The sequence below is a fragment of the Streptomyces sp. SD15 genome (assembly GCF_054462255.1).
Map to the genome: position 1 here is coordinate 1 of NZ_JBTLMO010000095.1, position 15,460 is coordinate 15,460.

At 69.9% G+C, this 15,460-nt stretch carries 12 protein-coding genes; 6 read left to right on the top strand and 6 right to left on the bottom strand.

Going from position 1 to position 15,460, the window contains the following annotated elements:
- Nucleotides 1-558: 558 nt before the first annotated feature.
- The gene (locus ACX28W_RS42580) at nt 559-1,323 is read right to left on the bottom strand and encodes an alpha/beta fold hydrolase (RefSeq protein WP_459005468.1); all 765 of its coding nucleotides are present in this window, start codon (nt 1,321-1,323) and stop codon (nt 559-561) included.
- A gap of 84 nt (nt 1,324-1,407) precedes the next feature.
- On the opposite strand from ACX28W_RS42580, the gene ACX28W_RS42585 reads away from it, so the two are divergent.
- Complete coding sequence (locus tag ACX28W_RS42585) at nt 1,408-2,628, top strand: FAD-dependent monooxygenase (protein WP_459005469.1); 1,221 nt, start codon at nt 1,408-1,410, stop codon at nt 2,626-2,628.
- Nucleotides 2,629-2,719: 91 nt separating this feature from the next.
- Nucleotides 2,720-3,439, top strand: a complete 720-nt coding sequence (locus ACX28W_RS42590; RefSeq protein WP_459005470.1) for a TetR/AcrR family transcriptional regulator — start codon at nt 2,720-2,722, stop codon at nt 3,437-3,439.
- Nucleotides 3,440-3,464: 25 nt separating this feature from the next.
- Here the strand turns inward: ACX28W_RS42590 and ACX28W_RS42595 are convergent, their stop codons facing one another.
- Nucleotides 3,465-3,800 carry a DUF4158 domain-containing protein gene (locus ACX28W_RS42595; RefSeq protein ID WP_459005478.1) on the bottom strand — a complete coding sequence of 112 codons (336 nt, stop codon included), beginning with the start codon at nt 3,798-3,800 and terminating at the stop codon, nt 3,465-3,467.
- Nucleotides 3,801-4,106: 306 nt separating this feature from the next.
- Here ACX28W_RS42595 and ACX28W_RS42600 point away from each other — a divergent pair, with 306 nt between their 5' ends.
- The 3 genes from ACX28W_RS42600 (at nt 4,107) to ACX28W_RS42610 (ending at nt 8,004) form a co-directional block, all read left to right on the top strand.
- Complete coding sequence (locus tag ACX28W_RS42600) at nt 4,107-5,306, top strand: NAD(P)/FAD-dependent oxidoreductase (RefSeq protein WP_459005479.1); 1,200 nt, start codon at nt 4,107-4,109, stop codon at nt 5,304-5,306.
- A gap of 283 nt (nt 5,307-5,589) precedes the next feature.
- Nucleotides 5,590-6,486, top strand: coding sequence for an RNA polymerase sigma-70 factor (locus ACX28W_RS42605; RefSeq protein ID WP_459005471.1), 897 nt, complete (start codon nt 5,590-5,592; stop codon nt 6,484-6,486).
- A 177-nt stretch (nt 6,487-6,663) separates the two neighbouring features.
- On the top strand, nt 6,664-8,004 hold the full coding sequence (locus ACX28W_RS42610; protein WP_459005472.1) for a diacylglycerol/lipid kinase family protein: 1,341 nt from the start codon (nt 6,664-6,666) through the stop codon (nt 8,002-8,004).
- A 115-nt stretch (nt 8,005-8,119) separates the two neighbouring features.
- Here ACX28W_RS42610 and ACX28W_RS42615 read toward each other — a convergent pair whose 3' ends face one another.
- From ACX28W_RS42615 to ACX28W_RS42630, 4 genes are all read right to left on the bottom strand, one after another.
- Nucleotides 8,120-9,919: a SulP family inorganic anion transporter gene (locus ACX28W_RS42615; RefSeq protein ID WP_459005473.1), complete on the bottom strand. Its 1,800-nt coding sequence runs from the start codon at nt 9,917-9,919 to the stop codon at nt 8,120-8,122.
- Nucleotides 9,920-9,977: 58 nt separating this feature from the next.
- Nucleotides 9,978-12,677 carry a cation-translocating P-type ATPase gene (locus tag ACX28W_RS42620; protein ID WP_459005474.1) on the bottom strand — a complete coding sequence of 900 codons (2,700 nt, stop codon included), beginning with the start codon at nt 12,675-12,677 and terminating at the stop codon, nt 9,978-9,980.
- Between the two features lie 274 nt (nt 12,678-12,951).
- Nucleotides 12,952-13,941: a polyphosphate kinase 2 family protein gene (locus ACX28W_RS42625; protein ID WP_459005475.1), complete on the bottom strand. Its 990-nt coding sequence runs from the start codon at nt 13,939-13,941 to the stop codon at nt 12,952-12,954.
- A gap of 46 nt (nt 13,942-13,987) precedes the next feature.
- Nucleotides 13,988-14,782, bottom strand: coding sequence for an SDR family NAD(P)-dependent oxidoreductase (locus ACX28W_RS42630; protein ID WP_459005476.1), 795 nt, complete (start codon nt 14,780-14,782; stop codon nt 13,988-13,990).
- Between the two features lie 123 nt (nt 14,783-14,905).
- Between ACX28W_RS42630 and ACX28W_RS42635 the strand changes: the two genes are divergently transcribed.
- Nucleotides 14,906-15,166 (top strand): hypothetical protein, encoded by a 261-nt coding sequence (locus ACX28W_RS42635; protein ID WP_459005477.1) that lies wholly within the window; start codon nt 14,906-14,908, stop codon nt 15,164-15,166.
- Nucleotides 15,167-15,460: the final 294 nt, after the last annotated feature.

Sequence of the window (15,460 nt, forward strand, 5' to 3'; positions counted from 1 at the left end):
ACTACATGAACTCCCGCTACGGCAGCCCCGTCGGCGCCTGGAACTTCTGGCAGACCCACCACTGGTACTGAGCAACCCGATAGCTCCCCCCTTGACGCGAAGGCGGCGGCCCCCCGATCCCCGGGACCGCCGCCTTCGCCACACCCGCACCCACACAGGTGCGCCTTCGTGCCTACCTGCGGGCGGCGCCCGACCGGCTCCGCGACACCGGCCACCACCCGCATGATCGCCTGGTAGTCCTCAGGCAGGATGTCCTGGCCCATACCGAGACGCCGGACGCACGCCACTCGCGGGCGGGGGCGACGGCCTTCTCCAGTTCGGGTCGCTAGGGCCTGTCCGGCGGATCAGGTCGGAGGGAAGCAGCGGCGCCCTGTCAGCGCAGGTGAGCGGGGTCTGGTGCGTCGAGCTGCAAGGCGGAGGAGGGCGTCGACGCGATGGGGGTCCCCCCCGCTCGAGCGAAGCCGAGAGTGGGGGAGTCGGCAACCGACGACAACGCCGCAGATCGGCGTGCCGGACCCCGCGCCTCCGGCATGATCCGCCGGACAGGCCCTAGGCTCGTCAGCGGTCCGACGAGTCCCAGAAGTCGGTGAGTACCTGGGCGCCACGGACGGGGTCCTGGGTCATCCACCAGTGGCCGAGCCCGTCGAGCGTCGCGGTGCGGGCACCGGCCAGCCGCGCCGTGCGGCACCGCTGTTCGATGGTCCCGGCCAAGAGGTCCTCGGTGGCGAGCAGGGCGAGGCCCGGCCGCTGCGCCGCGCGTTCGAGGTTGCGGCCCAGCTCGGCCATCACCGGCTGGGCGGCTGATCGGTAGAGCGCGTGTGCGGCCCGCCCCATCGCCTCGTCCTGGCCTACCGCGACCCGCTTCGCCACCGGCTCGCTCATGCCGAACTTCACGAGCATCGCGACCCGCATCGCGAGGTCCGGGCCGAGCGGGACAGCGGGGTCCGGCCCCGTGCTCTCCGGCGCCTGCTGACTCAGGGCGAACTCGTGCCACACGTAGTCCGGGTCGAACAGGCCGATCACATCGCTGACCCAGCTGCGCACGAGGTCCGGGCGGGCCATCACCGCGTTGAGGGTGTGCACGCCGCCCCAGTCGTGCCCGACCAGGTCGACGGGCTCGGCGAAACGCTCCAATTCGCTGATGAGCCAGTCCCGGTAATCACCGACGGTCGCACCGAACCCTGTCGGCAAGGGCGCCCCGAAACCGGGCGGGGACAGGCGGATCGGGCCGGGTCGCGCGGGAGCGATGCGTTCGAGCTCGACGAGCAGCGGCTCCCAGACCTCCGGCGTCTCAGGGAAGCCGTGGACGAAAACGGTTGGCATGGCGGGAACTCCGTTCATGTGGGTCGCGACCGACTTCGCGACTGACCAGATGACCAATCTGGTCAGTGAGTATAGTCTGGGGGCATGAAGACGAACACCACCCCGCGACAGCGGGCTCTTGTAGTCGGACTCGGCGTCAGCGGAACCGCCTCCGCGCTGCGGCTGCACAAGGCGGGCTGGGACGTTGTCGTCCTGGAGAAAGCAGCCGAACGCCGCCGCGGCGGGTACTTCCTCACCCTCTTCGGCACCGGGATCACCGCGGCAGAGCGCCTGGGCATCGAGGTGCCGAACCGCTTCTCGGAGGACATCGCCTACTACAACGTCGATCGCGCGGGCCACCGGCGGCGCGGCATGGGCTTCGCCGAGGCCGTGGCCGGCGAGTCACGCCCGGTCGTGCGCGGCGACGTCGAGCAGGCCGCGTTCGACGCCCTGCCCGAGGACGTGGAGATCCGGTACTCGTCCGTTCCGGTCGCGCTACGCCAGGACGCGGAAAGCGTGCAGGTCGACATCGAGGACCGGGCCGCGGGGACGGTGACCACCGAACGGTTCGACCTCGTGGTCGGGGCCGACGGCCTGCGCTCGACCGTGCGCCGGCTGGCGTTCGGGCCCGATGAGGGCCGCATTCACCGTCTCGGCTACATGATCGCGGCGTGCGCCCTGCCCGGCCCGGTCCCCGGTTTCCGGGGCACGGACGGAATCATCATGTCCGAGCTGGGCCGGTCGGCATGGGTGTTCGCCTTTGCCGACCGGCCACCGACGGTGCTGTTCAACTACCGGACCGACGATGCGGACGGCGAGTTCACCCGGCCCGCCATCGACCGGCTGCGGGAGGTGTTCGGACCGGAGCCCACGGGCCCGACGCTCGGCTGGCTGCTCGACCAGTTCGAGCAGGCGCCGGACCACCTGTTCGACACCGCCGAGCAGGTGCGGCTCGACACGTGGCACCAAGGCAGGGTGGTGCTCGTCGGCGACTCGGCGTGGTGCCTGACCCTCTACTCCGGGATGGGGGCCTCCAGCGGCCTGGCCGGGGCCGACATGCTGGGCACGATGCTGGAGCGGTATCCCGGGGACGTGGAGGGGGCGCTGCGGGAGTGGGAGGCGAAACTCCGCCCCTTCATCGAGTTCCACCAGGGCTCCGGCATGGCCATGCGTAAGCTCTTCGTCCCGGCCGACCGCACCGAGTACGGGATCCGGTTCGTCTTCGACCACGTGGTGGGGACGACGCTCGGCAGAACGCTCCTCTCGGAGGCCGAGCACCGCAGCAAGGCTTCCCGAATGAAGACGGTCGACATCGGCCTGACGTGACCCGGCCTCGGGGCCCGCCGCTCGGTCGGCTCACCTCCGTGAACCTCCGTGACATCATGCTGCCGAAGAGCGAACGGGAGGAAACACGACGGTGAGCCGGCTGATCGAACACGACTCCGTCAAGGCGGCCAGAATCCTCGACAGCGCGCGCGAGCTGGTCCTCGAACACGGTGTCCGCAAGGTGACCATCGCCGAGATCGCCGCGGCCGCGGGCGTGGGCAAGGGCACGGTCTACCTGTACTGGGAAACCAAGGAAGACCTGTTCGTGGGGCTGGCCGCGCGCGAGGTACTGGCCTGGATCAAGACCGTCAACCACCAGATCGCCCAGGACCCGCAGTCCATCCTGCCCCGCCGTCTCGCTCCGCTGCTTGTCCGCACGACACTGGGCAACCCGTGGCTGCGGTGGCTCCAGAGCGACGACAGCGCCATGCGGCAGCTGCTCCACCGCCCCGCCGACCAAGAGCGCTTCGCCGAGGCCACCACGAGCGCGCTGGGCAACGCGGTCCTCACGATCCTGCGCGACCATGGGATCTTGCGCGACGATCTCCCGCTGCCCAGGCAGATGTACGCCCTGCACGCCGTGCTGGTCGGGTTCGTCACCGTCATGAACAACGCCGATGTCGCAGGCCCGCTCACCATCGACGATCCCGAAACCGCCCTGGCCGACACCGTCCACCTGCTGCTCGAACGGCCTCGCGACCCCGCCGCGCACGATGTCGCCAAGGCCGCGGAAGCGGTGCGGGCCCGGTTCACCGAGATTCACGACAACCTGCTGGGACTCGTTGCGGCGGGCGCCGCCGGAACCAGATGACCCGTGTCCTCAAGGCCGTGCCCTTTCACCTGCGGATCAGCCGACGCAGCGTAGGGCCAGGCCGCGTGCCTCCGTGCTGCGTGGCACGAGGCGCAGCTGTTGGTGCGGGGGCCCTTTTCGGGTCAGGCGCCGGGTCATGGCCCCGGTGCCGCTGGATCGCCTTGCTCTGCCGGTCGTAGTCCGCCCACGCCTCCGCAGGAACCTTCACCTGCGGGGCCACGTACTCGACCGCGGCGTCCGGCACCTCCTTGGCCGACTCCGGGAACCGGGCCTCCGCCTCAAAGAACTTCAGCAGCAGCGCGAACCCGAGCCGGGTCGCCCCGGACTTGCGCCCAGCGAGGGGAAACCGCGACCACAGCAGTCACACCGCGCTATATGTCCGTTCGCCGTAGCGATACGAGAACAGGGCCGACTCGGCGGAACGCAGTCCGTTCTCCTGGCCACCACCGAGCCGTGTCAGGCCGAATACAGCGGGCTGGTCTCCACTCGTCCGCTACCGCGGGACTCCCCGGCCCCTGCCCGACCTCGTCAGGGCCGCGTTACGCCACTCGCGGCGGAAGGGGCGGCGTTTCCGCCGTCCGATGTGCGCTACATCTCATCCGCGGGCCGTTACACCGGGCGCGCGGCTGGTGTCTCCATGCCGAGTCCACAACACGAAGGAGACATGATGAACGGGAACGTCGAGGTGGTCGTCGTCGGCGGCGGGTACGGGGGCGTGACGGCGGCCAACAGCCTGGCTCGGCGCGATGGCGTGTCGGTGACCGTGGTCAATCCGCGTCCCGAGTTCGTCGAGCGGATCCGCCTGCACCAGCTCGTGACCGGCTCCGATGACGCGGTCGAGGGCTTCGACAGGGTCATGGGCGGGAACGTCCGGCTGGTGGTCGACACCGCGACCCGGATCGACGCTGCCGAGCGTCAGGTGTCGCTGGCGGGCGGTGGCACGGTCTCCTACGACTACCTCGTCTACGCGGTGGGCAGCGGCGCAGCCGATCCCGGCGTGCCCGGAGCGGCGGAGTTCGCTCATTCGGTGTCGGACCTCGAGGGGGCGGAACGACTGCGGTCGGCGCTGGATGCGACGCCCGCGTCGGCTCCGGTGACCGTGGTCGGGGCCGGCCCGACCGGCCTGGAGACCGCCGCCGAGCTGGCGGAGGCGGGCCGCAAGGTCACCCTGGTCTGCGGCAGGGTGCTCGGCCCCTCCCTGCACGCCCGAGTCCGCCGCCCGGTCGCCCGCCGGCTCGCCAAGCTGGGTGTGACCGTCCTCGAAGGACCCGGTACGAAGGTGGCGGAAGTGACACGCGACGGCGTACGGCTCGACGACGGCCGCGAGCTGCCCAGCGCGGTGACGATCTGGACCGCGGGATTCCGTATCCCGGACCTGGCCGCCCGCAGCGGGCTGCGCACCAACGCCGAAGGCCGTCTGGTCACCGACACGACGCTGACCAGTGTGGACGACGAGCGCATCATCGCCGCTGGGGACGCGGGAGTGATGCCGGACCACCCGTTCCGGCTGAGCTGCCAGGCCGCCACGCAGCTGGGCCCGGCGGCCGCCGCCACGATCCTGCGCCGGATCGCGGGGAAGAAAGCCGCTCCCGTCCGGATGTTCTTCGCCGGGCAGTGCCTCAGCCTCGGCCGGAAGGGGGGCGTCACCCAGTTCTCCTACCCGAACGACAAGGTGAACGCGCTCAGCATCAGCGGGCGGACCGGTGCCGGCGTCAAGGAGATCGCCTGCGTGTTCACCCTCAACAAGTTGGTGTCCGGGGCACGCAAGGCCACTTCCCGCGCATCCCGCGGCGGCAGCACCGACCGCCCGGAAACGCCTCAGCCGGAACACCCCACGACGCCGCCCGACACCCGACGCGCGGCCTAGGGCCTGTCCGGCGGATCATGCCGGAGAGGCCCTAGCCGCCAAGTCCCCTCCTTGGGCCGGCCCGACCGGTCCGGCCCAAGGAGGACCGAGCCGGAGTGACAAGCACCCAACGCCGCGGCCTCGTATGCCATGGCCGGGCGCCGGGGCGCCATCCCACCAGCCCCCCCGTGGCCTGATCAGTGGGGAGGCCGCTGCCGACAACCCCGTCATCGGACCGGGTACATGTTCTTTACGGCCTGCTTCCGGCACATGGGGCCAACCACGAGAAAGTGAAGCGCACGACATGAACGACCACGTCACCGACCCCGCGACCGAGGCCTTCGTCGCCCACCGCGACCTGCTGTTCACCGTCGCGTACGAGATGCTCGGATCGGCGGCGGACGCCGAGGACGTCCTCCAGGAGGCCTGGCTGCGGTGGGTCAAGGTCGACCTGGAGCAGGTGCAGGACCAGCGCGCCTACCTGGTACGGATCACCACCCGGCAAGCACTCAACCGGCTACGCACCCTCAAACGGCGCAAGGAGGCCTACGTCGGCCCCTGGCTGCCCGAGCCCCTGCTCACCGCGCCGGACGTGGCCGAGGACGTCGAACTGTCCGAGAACCTGTCGCTGGCACTCATGTTCATCCTCGAAACCCTCTCACCGACCGAACGCGCCGTCTTCGTGCTGCGGGAGGTCTTCGACATCGGCTACGACGACATCGCGGCCGCGATCGACAAGAGCCCCGCCGCCGTACGCCAGATCTCCTACCGCGCCCGCCGGCACGTCGACGCCCGCCGGCCGCGCACATCGGTTTCCCCGGAAGAAACCAGGGCAGCGTTGAATTCGTTCCAGTCCGCGCTCGAGACCGGGGACCTGCAGGGGCTGCTCGACGTACTCGCCCCGGACGTTGTCTTCGTCAGCGACGGCGGCGGCCTCAAGCTGGCGGCCCTGCGGCCGGTCGTCGGCGCCGACAAGGTGCTCCGGTACATGGCCGGCAGTGTCCAAAAGGCCGGCGGCACCTTCACCAGTGAGCCCACGACGGTCAACGGCAACCCCGGACTCATCCTGCGCGTGGACGGCGTGATCGACGGCGTGCTGGCCTTCCGCGTGGAGAACGCCCGCGTCACCGGCCTCTACTACGTCCGCAACCCCGAAAAGCTCACCCGCATCGAGTCCGAAACCCCCCTCACCTCCCGCTGACCGTCCCCCGGCTCACACCAGCCCCACTGACCAGCGCTTTTCAAGATGGCAACGTGTCAATGCAGCCCACGGGCCGACCAGGCGTTCACGGTGGACATGCCGCGCTGGGTGACCGCTCGTACCCTGAAGTGGTCGAGATCCTGTCCGGCAGCCGGTGGAGCGGCGGGAGGTTGCCCCATGAGCAGGCGCTGGACCGCGCGTCTGGCCCTGGCGGCGGGCGCAGCGGCGCTTCTGGTGCTGGTGGTCTTCGCCGGGCTCGCAAGCCTCGTGCTCATGGGGGTGGGGTGGGCAGGGCTGGCGCTCACGGCGGCCGGCGTGTGGTGGATACTCACCCACACCGGCTGGATCAGGGTGCTGGCCACGCTGCTGGTGGTCGCCGCGCCGCTCGGTGTCCTGCTTCTGTACGCGGCTGCCGGGCTGCTGTGGGTCGTGCTGGTCTCGCTCGGCCTCTGGGCACTGGCCGTTTCCGCAGGCAGGTCCGCACTTGTCGAAGACACCTCGCCCAGCATGCCGGAGCGCTCCGTCAGCCGGGCCGAGCGACCGTTCCTGATCATGAATCCGCTCTCAGGCGGCGGAAAGGTCGAGAAGTTCCGCCTGGCGGAACGGGCCAGAGCCCTTGGTGCCGAGGTCGTCGTGCTGGATCCGGCCCGGCCGCAGGATGTGGCCGAGCTGGCGCAGCGGGCCGTCCAGGGTGGAGCCGACCTGCTCGGCGTCGCGGGTGGTGACGGTACGCAGGCCTCGGTCGCCGCTGTGGCTGCAGAGCACGATATTCCCTTCATGGTGATCAGCGCCGGCACCCGCAACCACTTCGCCATGGATCTGGGCCTGGACCGGCAGGATCCCTCCAGATGTCTGGAGGCACTGACCGACGGCGTCGAACTGCGCGTCGACCTCGGCCACCTCCAAGCGGGAGAGCCTGTGGACGTGAGCGCGGGGCAGGTCTTCGTCAACAACGCCTCGTTCGGCGTGTACGCGGAAGTCGTGCAGAGTCCCGCCTATCGCGACGACAAGGCCCGCACCATCCTGGAGATGCTGCCGGATCTGCTGACTCACCACAGCGGCGCGCGGCTGAGTGTCCGCGCCGGATCGCTGACCATGGACGGTCCCCAGGCCGTACTGGTGAGCAACAACCCCTATGAGAGGGGCGACTCGGCGGGACTGGGGCGCCGAGAGCGACTGGACTCCGGCGAGCTGGGGGTGCTGTGTGTCGACGTCGGCAACGCCGCCGAAGCGACAGAGCTCCTGCTGCGTGGCGGGCAGGGCCGCGGGCTGACCACGGCCACCGCCCGAGAGATCGTCGTCGACGCCGACGCTCCCTTCATCCCGGTCGGTGTCGACGGCGAGGCCCTGATGGTGCCCACCCCGGTGCGCTGTCGCCTCGCGGCCGGCGCTCTGCGCGTGCGCGTGCCCCGGCACCGGCCCGGCGTGCCGCACGGCGCCCCGTCGATGGACTGGCGCCGTGTGCGGCGTCTGGCGCTGACGATGGGGCGGGTCGCGGCCGGACGCGGCGCCACCTGAGCGAAGAGCGAACGGCTGGTGTCGGTCCGGCGTACCTACGGCGTGCGGTACAGATGCGGCGACGCCTGGGTCTGATGTCCGGAAGACCACTGGATTTCCCGCACCCAGGGGGCGGTCACCGCTCGTCGGTGGGCGGTTGAGCAGCGGTATCGAGTTTGGGCTGGGCGGGCTGTCCGGTGGTGGTGAGGGACGTCCACTCCGCTCCGGTGCGCAGGCGGAAGGCGGCGACGGCGGCCTCCACGGTGGGGAAGAAGTGCCGGGGGTCGATGGTGCGGGTGAGTTCATACCGTTCGATCTTGCGCCGCACGGGGTCCTTGAGCTCGGCGAACACCAGATGCACGTCCCGGGCGTTGAGGTGCTCGTCGAGTTCCTCCAGGACGTCGGCGGCGGTGGTGTCCACGTCGGTCATGGGCTCCGCCGCGATCACGATCCAGCTCGGCCGCGGGTCCGCGTGGGCCAGTCGCAGGATCTCGTCGCGGAAGGTCTTGGCGTTGGCGAAGATGAGCGGGGCGTCGAACCGGTAGATCACCAGGCCCGGCAGCTGCTCGGCCTGCGGGTAGGAGCGGACGTCGTGGTAGCCCTCAAGGCCCTGCGCCCGCCCCAGCACGGTGTTGTACGGCCACCAGGCGCGTCGGAAGACGTTGAGGACGGACAGGGCCACGGCGATGGCGATCCCGGGCAGCACGCCCAGCAGGGCCACGCCGACGAAGGCCGCGACGCACAGCAAGAACTCCGCGCGGCGCTGCCGCCACAGCCGTACCACCCCCGGGACGTCGGCCAGGGACAGTGACGCGGTGATGACCACGGCGGCAAGGGCCGGCTGGGGGAGATTGCGGAACAGGCCCGGAGCCAGGACGAGCATGAGGACGATGAGCGCCGCTCCGACGACCCCGGTGAGCTGACTTCTGGCCCCCGCGCGCTCCGCCACCGCCGTACGGGATCCACTCGTGCTGACGGGGAAGCCCTGGAAGAGACCGGCCGCCAGGTTCGCGACACCGACCCCGGCCATCTCCTGGTTGCCGCGGACCTCCTGCCCCGTGCGGGCCGCGAAGGCCGACGCGTTGGAGATCGTGTCGGCCAGGGACACCAGGGCGATGCCCAGCGCACCGCCGAACAGCGGCGCGAGGTCGGCGAGTCGGACGTCGGGGATCGTGAACGGCGGGAAGCCCTCGGGCAGTTCTCCGACCAGGTTGACGCCGTGCTTGCCCAGGTCGAAGACCGTGGCCGCGGCGATCGCCAGGACCACCATCGCGAGCACCGCGGGGACCTTCGGCAGGAAGCGCTGCAGGACCAGGATCAGGACGATCCCGCAGCCGCCGACCGCGGCGGCGGCCGGCACCGCAGCCCCGTCGGCGAGTTTCTGCACGAGGCCGACGCACTCGCCGATCAGGTTGTCCGCCTCGACCTTGAAGCCGAGCAGCTTGGGCAGCTGACCGATCAGGATGGTCAGGGCCAGGCCGTTCATATAGCCGATCATCGTCGGTTTGGAGATCAGATCGGCGATGAAACCGAGCTTCGCCACCGAGGCCAGGATCATGATGGCCGCCACCATGAGCGCGAGCACCGACGCCAGCGCGACAGCGCGGTCGGGATCCCCGTCGGCCGCCACCAGGGGGAGCACGGTGGCGGCGATCATCGGCCCCAGCGAGGAATCCGGGCCCAGCACCAGGATCCGGGACGGCCCGCACACCGCGTATCCGAGCAGGCAGAGAATCGTCGTGTACAGGCCGGTGATGGGCGGCAGGCCCGCCAACTCGGCGTACGCCATGCCCTGCGGCACCAGCAGCGTGGTCAGGACGACTCCCGCGACCAGGTCCTTGACCAGCCACTCGCGCCGGTAGGACGACACCGCACGGATCCCGGGAACAACCCGCAACCGGGAGAGAAGCCCGTGGCTGGTGTGCGGGGTTGTCACAGACAGTCCTTCCGATCTGCCCTGCCGCTCCCGGTCCTCTCCGACCAGTGTCGACCCATCAGGCACTTCTCGACCGACGTGCCAGGAGCTTGCCCAGTTCCCACAGGAGCAGAAGTGCCAGCGCGGCCAGCAGCGCCCAGCCGAACTGCCGCGCGTTGATCTCGGTCGTGCCGAGAATACGGCGGAAGCCGTCCATCTGGGTAACCAGCACCGCGAGCACGAACTGGGTCAGTGCCACCCAGTTCATCTGCCTGCTGTCGAAGGTGGACGTCGTCAGCACCGAGTCCGTCTCGCTGCGGCACTCGAACGCGGCCACGATCAGACAGAGGGCAAAGGCGGTGAACGCGATCGACCGACCTGTCTCGACGCTGTCGAACTGGGTCTGACCGAGCTTGATCAGTCCGAGCAGGACGACGGTGATCGCCAGCCCGCCGATTCCGACCGTGAGCAGCACGGGCCGGGTGAGCACCGACTCCCCTCGCGGACGCGGCCGGCGTCGCATGAGTCCGGGGCTCTCCCGGTCGAAGCCCAGCGCGAAGCCGAAGGAGGCGTTGACCACGAAGTGGATCCACAGCACCTGCGGCGAGGTGAAGGGCTCACCGGCGGCGATGTTGAAGACGGTGGCCCCGAGAAAGGTCAGTACGAAGGTGACCAGCAGGAGAAGTACGAACCGGATGTACTTGGTGAGGTTGTCGTAGATCCTCCGGCCCTGCTCCACGGCGTAGACGATGGTGGCGAACTTGTCGTCGGAGAGGATCATGCGTCCGGCGTTCTTCGCCACGTCCGTGCCGCTGCCCATGGCGATACCGATGTCGGCGGCCTTGATGGCGGGCGCGTCGTTGACGCCGTCCCCGGTCATCGCCACGACATCGCCTTTCTTCTTGAGTGTGTCGGCGAGCAGCACCTTGTGCTCCGGCGCGACGCGCCCCACCACACCGATGCCGTCGATGCGGGCGAGCTGCTCGTCCTCGCTCATGGCGGCGAATTCGGCGCCGAGCACCGCCTCGCCGGGGATGCCGAGCTGCCGGGCGATCGCCGCGCCGGTGGTGACGTCGTCACCGGTCACCATGCGGACCCGGATGTGCCCCGCCTGGGCGCCGGCGACGGCGGCCCTGGCGTCCTCGCGGGGCGGATCGACCATGCCGACGATGCTGGTCATCCGCAGCTCGGTGACGTACGCGAGCAGGTCGCCGTCCGGATCGAAGCCGGCCGGGTCCAGATCACGGGTGGCCGCGGCCATCACCCGGCGGCCCTCGCCGCCCATCCGCTCGGTCTGCGCCTCGGCGCGCGCGACCAGTTCGGCGTCCCACGGGATGGTCTCGCCCGCCGCGAGCGCGGTGGCGGCCCTCGCCACCACCGCCGGTACCGCGCCTTTGACGAAGCATCGGACGACCTGCCGCCCGGAGGCGTCGACCGCTGAATTGAAGGTCGCCATCAGCTTGTAGCCCGGGTCGAACGGCAGGGTGGCGAGCCGGGGAAGGCCCTCCCTGGTAGCGTCGATGTCCAGCCCGGCCTTGTGCGCGAGCACCAGCAGTGCGCCCTCGGTGGGATCGCCCACCACCTCGCCGTCCACCAGCTTCGCGTCGCCGGCCACCACGTACGGCAGGATCGCGTCCTCGATCCCAGCGGAGGAACCCGCGGCATGGTGGATCTTCCCGTCGAGCCCGTAGCCCGTGCCCGAGACGGTGTACCGGTCGGTGGGACTCACGACTTCGACGACGGTCATCTGGTTCATCGTCAGGGTGCCGGTCTTGTCCGAGTTGATCGCCGACGTGAACGCCAGGGTCTCGACCGACGGCAGTTCCTTGACGATGGCGTTCCGCCTCGCCAGGTTGAGGCTGCCGACGGACAGGATCGCCTGGGTCACGGTCGGCAGGGCCTCGGGGATGGCGGCGATGGCCAGCGAGACCGCGCTGACGAAAAGGACGTCCCAAGCCTGGTCCCGTTGCCGTCCCAGGGCGAACATCACGATCATGGTCAGGACCGCCGCACCCGTGATCCACAGCGTCAGGGTGTCGAGCTCCTTGGTGAGCGGCGGTATCTCCTTCTCGGTGGCCGACAGCATCCCGGAGATCTTGCCGACTTCGGTTCCGGCGCCGGTCGCGGTGACGACGAGCACGCCGCTGCCGTGGGTGACCGGGGTGTTCATGAACGCCATGTTCGTCCGGTCGCCGGGCGCCGGTAGGGGGCCCGACAGCGTGCCGGCGTCCTTCGCGGCGGGAACGCTCTCGCCGGTGAGCGCCGACTCGTCGATCTGCAGGGCACTGGCCTCGATGATGCGTCCGTCCGCCGCCACCTGGTCCCCGGCGGCGATGAGCACGATGTCGCCGACGACCAGCTGTTCGGCGGGGATCTCGGCCTCCGTCCCGTCCCTGCGCACCCGCGCCGTCGCCTTCATCATCGACTGCAGCGCGTTCATCGCGCTCTCGGCCTTGCCCTCCTGGCGTAGGCCCACGACCGCGTTCAGCAGGGTCAGAACGATCAGCAGGATCGCGGTGGTCCACTCCTTGATGAGCAGTGAGACGACCGCCGCGGCCAGGAGAACGATCTGCATGTAACTGCGGTACTGCTTGAGGAACCGGCGCCAGGCCGGAGTTCGCGTCTCCTCGGGCAGCGAGTTCGGGCCGTGCGCGGTCAGGAGTTCCGTGGCCCGTGGTGCGGAGAGACCGACCGTCGGATCGACGCCGAACGCAGCCGCGACCGCTTCGGGAGCCCGCGCGTACCAGCCATCCCCCGAAGCCCGGGGCTGTCCTGCCACGGAATCCGACCCCACCGTCATCGTTCTGCCTCCGATCCTTGGTGCGTCCGGGCCGGTCGCGCGCCGGTCCGGCAGGTCCTAGCCGTCCTAGGACCTGTCCGGTCGATCACGGCGGAGACGCGGGGTGTGGCACGCACATCTGCGGCGTTGTCGTCGGTTGCCGACGCTCCGCGTCGACGCCCTCCTCCGCCTTGCAGCTGCACGCACCACACCCCGCTCACCGGAACCGACCACACACCGCTGCTTTCCTCCACCGTGATCGACCGGACAGGTCCTAGCCGCGCTTCTTCTTCGGCCGGTGTCTCCGCCCAGTGGCCCGCGCGGCCGACGGATGTCGGTCGGCGTACGGATCGGGCGGCGCCCCGGCAGGGGCCTCCCGCTCCAGGTCCTGTTTGGTGACGAGCAGATCCTTTCGCGCCGCTTCCCCGACCTCGGGGTACTGAGGATCGATGTCCATCAGGGTGTGCGCGAGGATCGCCGCTGCGCAGATCCGCGCGAACCACTTCCGGTCCGCGGGCACGACGTACCACGGCGCCCACTTCGTACTTGTGGCCGACAGCATTTCGGAGAACGCGTGCTGGTAGTCGTCCCACCGGCGCCGCTCCCGGACGTCGGCCGCAGAGAACTTCCAGTTCTTCTCCGGCAGATCGATCCGCTTCAGGAAGCGGGTGCGCTGCTCCTCCTTGGACAGGTTCAGGAAGATCTTCACCACCTTGAACCCGTTGTCCGTGAGATAGCGCTCCCAGTGGTTGATCTCCCGGTAGCGCCGGTCCCACAGGCCCGGCCCCCGCGCGTTCTCCGGCAGCTTCTGCCGGTCCAGGGTCTCGGGGTGGACTCGCACGACGAGTACCTCCTCGTAGTGCGAGCGATTGAAGATGGCGATCTCGCCGCGTGTGGGCAGTCGTTGGACGTAGCGCCACAGGTAGTCGTGGTCGAGTTCCTCGGCGGAGGGCACCTTGAAACTGCTGACCCGCACGCCCTGGGGATTGACGCCGCTCATCACGTGGCGAATCGTCCCGTCCTTGCCTCCAGCGTCGAGTGCCTGGAGACAGAGCAGTACGCCGTACGTGTCCTGGGCAGCCAGCCGCTCCTGGTACTCGGCCAGCAACGACACCCCGGTCCGTAGCAGCTCGATGCCGTCCCGCTTTTTCAGACCGGCCTTGTAGCGAGGATCGAAGTCCCGCTCCAGTCGCACCTTCGACCCCGGTTTCACCCTTAGCGGCCCGATGAAATCCGCGATGCGTTCGGCTCTCTCGTCCGACATCACCTATCAGTCCTTCGCTCGGAGCACGGGCGCCGGCCCCGCGTCGTCAGGGCAGGATCGAGTCGACGTATCCCCCGTCGACCCGCAGGGCTCCGCCCGTCGTGGCCGAAGCCTGGTCGGAGCTGAGGTAGACGACCATGTGGGCGATCTCCTCGGGCTCGATCAGCCGTTGCAGGAGGGACTGCGGCCGGTGCTTCCGCATGAATTCGCGCTGGGCCTCGTCCCAGGGCAGGTCGCGGTCGACGAGTTCGTAGACGAAGTCCTCGACGCCGCCGGTGTGGGTGGGGCCGGCGATGACCGAGTTGACCGTCACCCCCGTACCCGCCGCCTGCTTCGCGAAGCCGCGGCCGACTGCGAGGAGCGCCGTCTTGGACATGCCGTAGTGGATCATCTCGGCCGGGATGACGATCGCCGAGTCGCTGGCGATGTTCAGGATCCGGCCCCAGCCGCGCTCCGTCATGCCCGGCAGGTACATGCGGGTCAGCCGTACCGCGGCCAGCACGTTCACCTCGAAGTAGCGCCGCCACTCCTCGTCGCTGATGTCGAGGGGGTCGGCGGAGCCGAAGATGCCGAGGTTGTTGACGAGGATGTCCACCTCCGGCAGCTCCTCCAGGACGCGCTGTGCGCCCTCCTCGTTCGCCACGTCGGCGGGCACGGGCACAAGGGAGGCACCAGGCACCTCCGCCGCCAGCCGCGCCACGCCCTCCGCGACCCGCTGCTCGTCTCGGCCGTTCACCCCCACACGGGCGCCGGAGCGCGCGAGTCCGGCGGCGATCGCCGCGCCGATGCCCTGCGTCGAGCCCGTCACCAGGGCGGTGCGTCCCGCCAGGTCGATCTGCATGTGGAAACCAGTCCCCTTGTGCGTCTGTCCGTCCTGCGCGCCGGTACGTCTGCCATCAGCCTGGCGGCAGGGCGATCGGCTCGCCACTCCGGCCGATGCCGACGGGCACGGCCTCGGCTGCCTGTGCCCACTCGGCGACGGGCCGCCGACTCCCGGGCCGGGGACGGCTCGGGCATACGCTCCCCGCGCCGCACGGCCGCCGTGTTCGCGATGGCGGCGGGCGCCCTGCTCGGCGCGTGGCTGGTGTTCCACCACGGCCTGGCCGTCCCCCTGCTGATCGCGGCACTGCTGACGGCGGTGCCGGCGGTGACGGCATCGGGGCGGGAGTGGCCGCGGGCCCAGCTCATCCGTCGGTCGCGGGGGCGTTGGCGGCGGCCCGGGTGAGGCGGGGCAGTGCGCCGGCACAGAGGGTGAGCAGGGCGACGATGCCCGTCTGCACGTACTCGACCGTGGCGCACCGGGGACGGGTGGGTGACTTTCTTGGCTCGTCGAGCGCGACCCCCGTCACACTCCCCGCGCACACTCCGTAAAGACTCGCGCACTTTCCTTCAGTTCCAGGGTGAACCAGCCCACAGGACCTCCGTCACATACGAAGTACGGTCGTAGCGGAAATGCGTGGCATGGACGCGTCGTCAACCCCTCTGACCTGGGGTTTGAGAGCCAGGTCACACAAGGCAC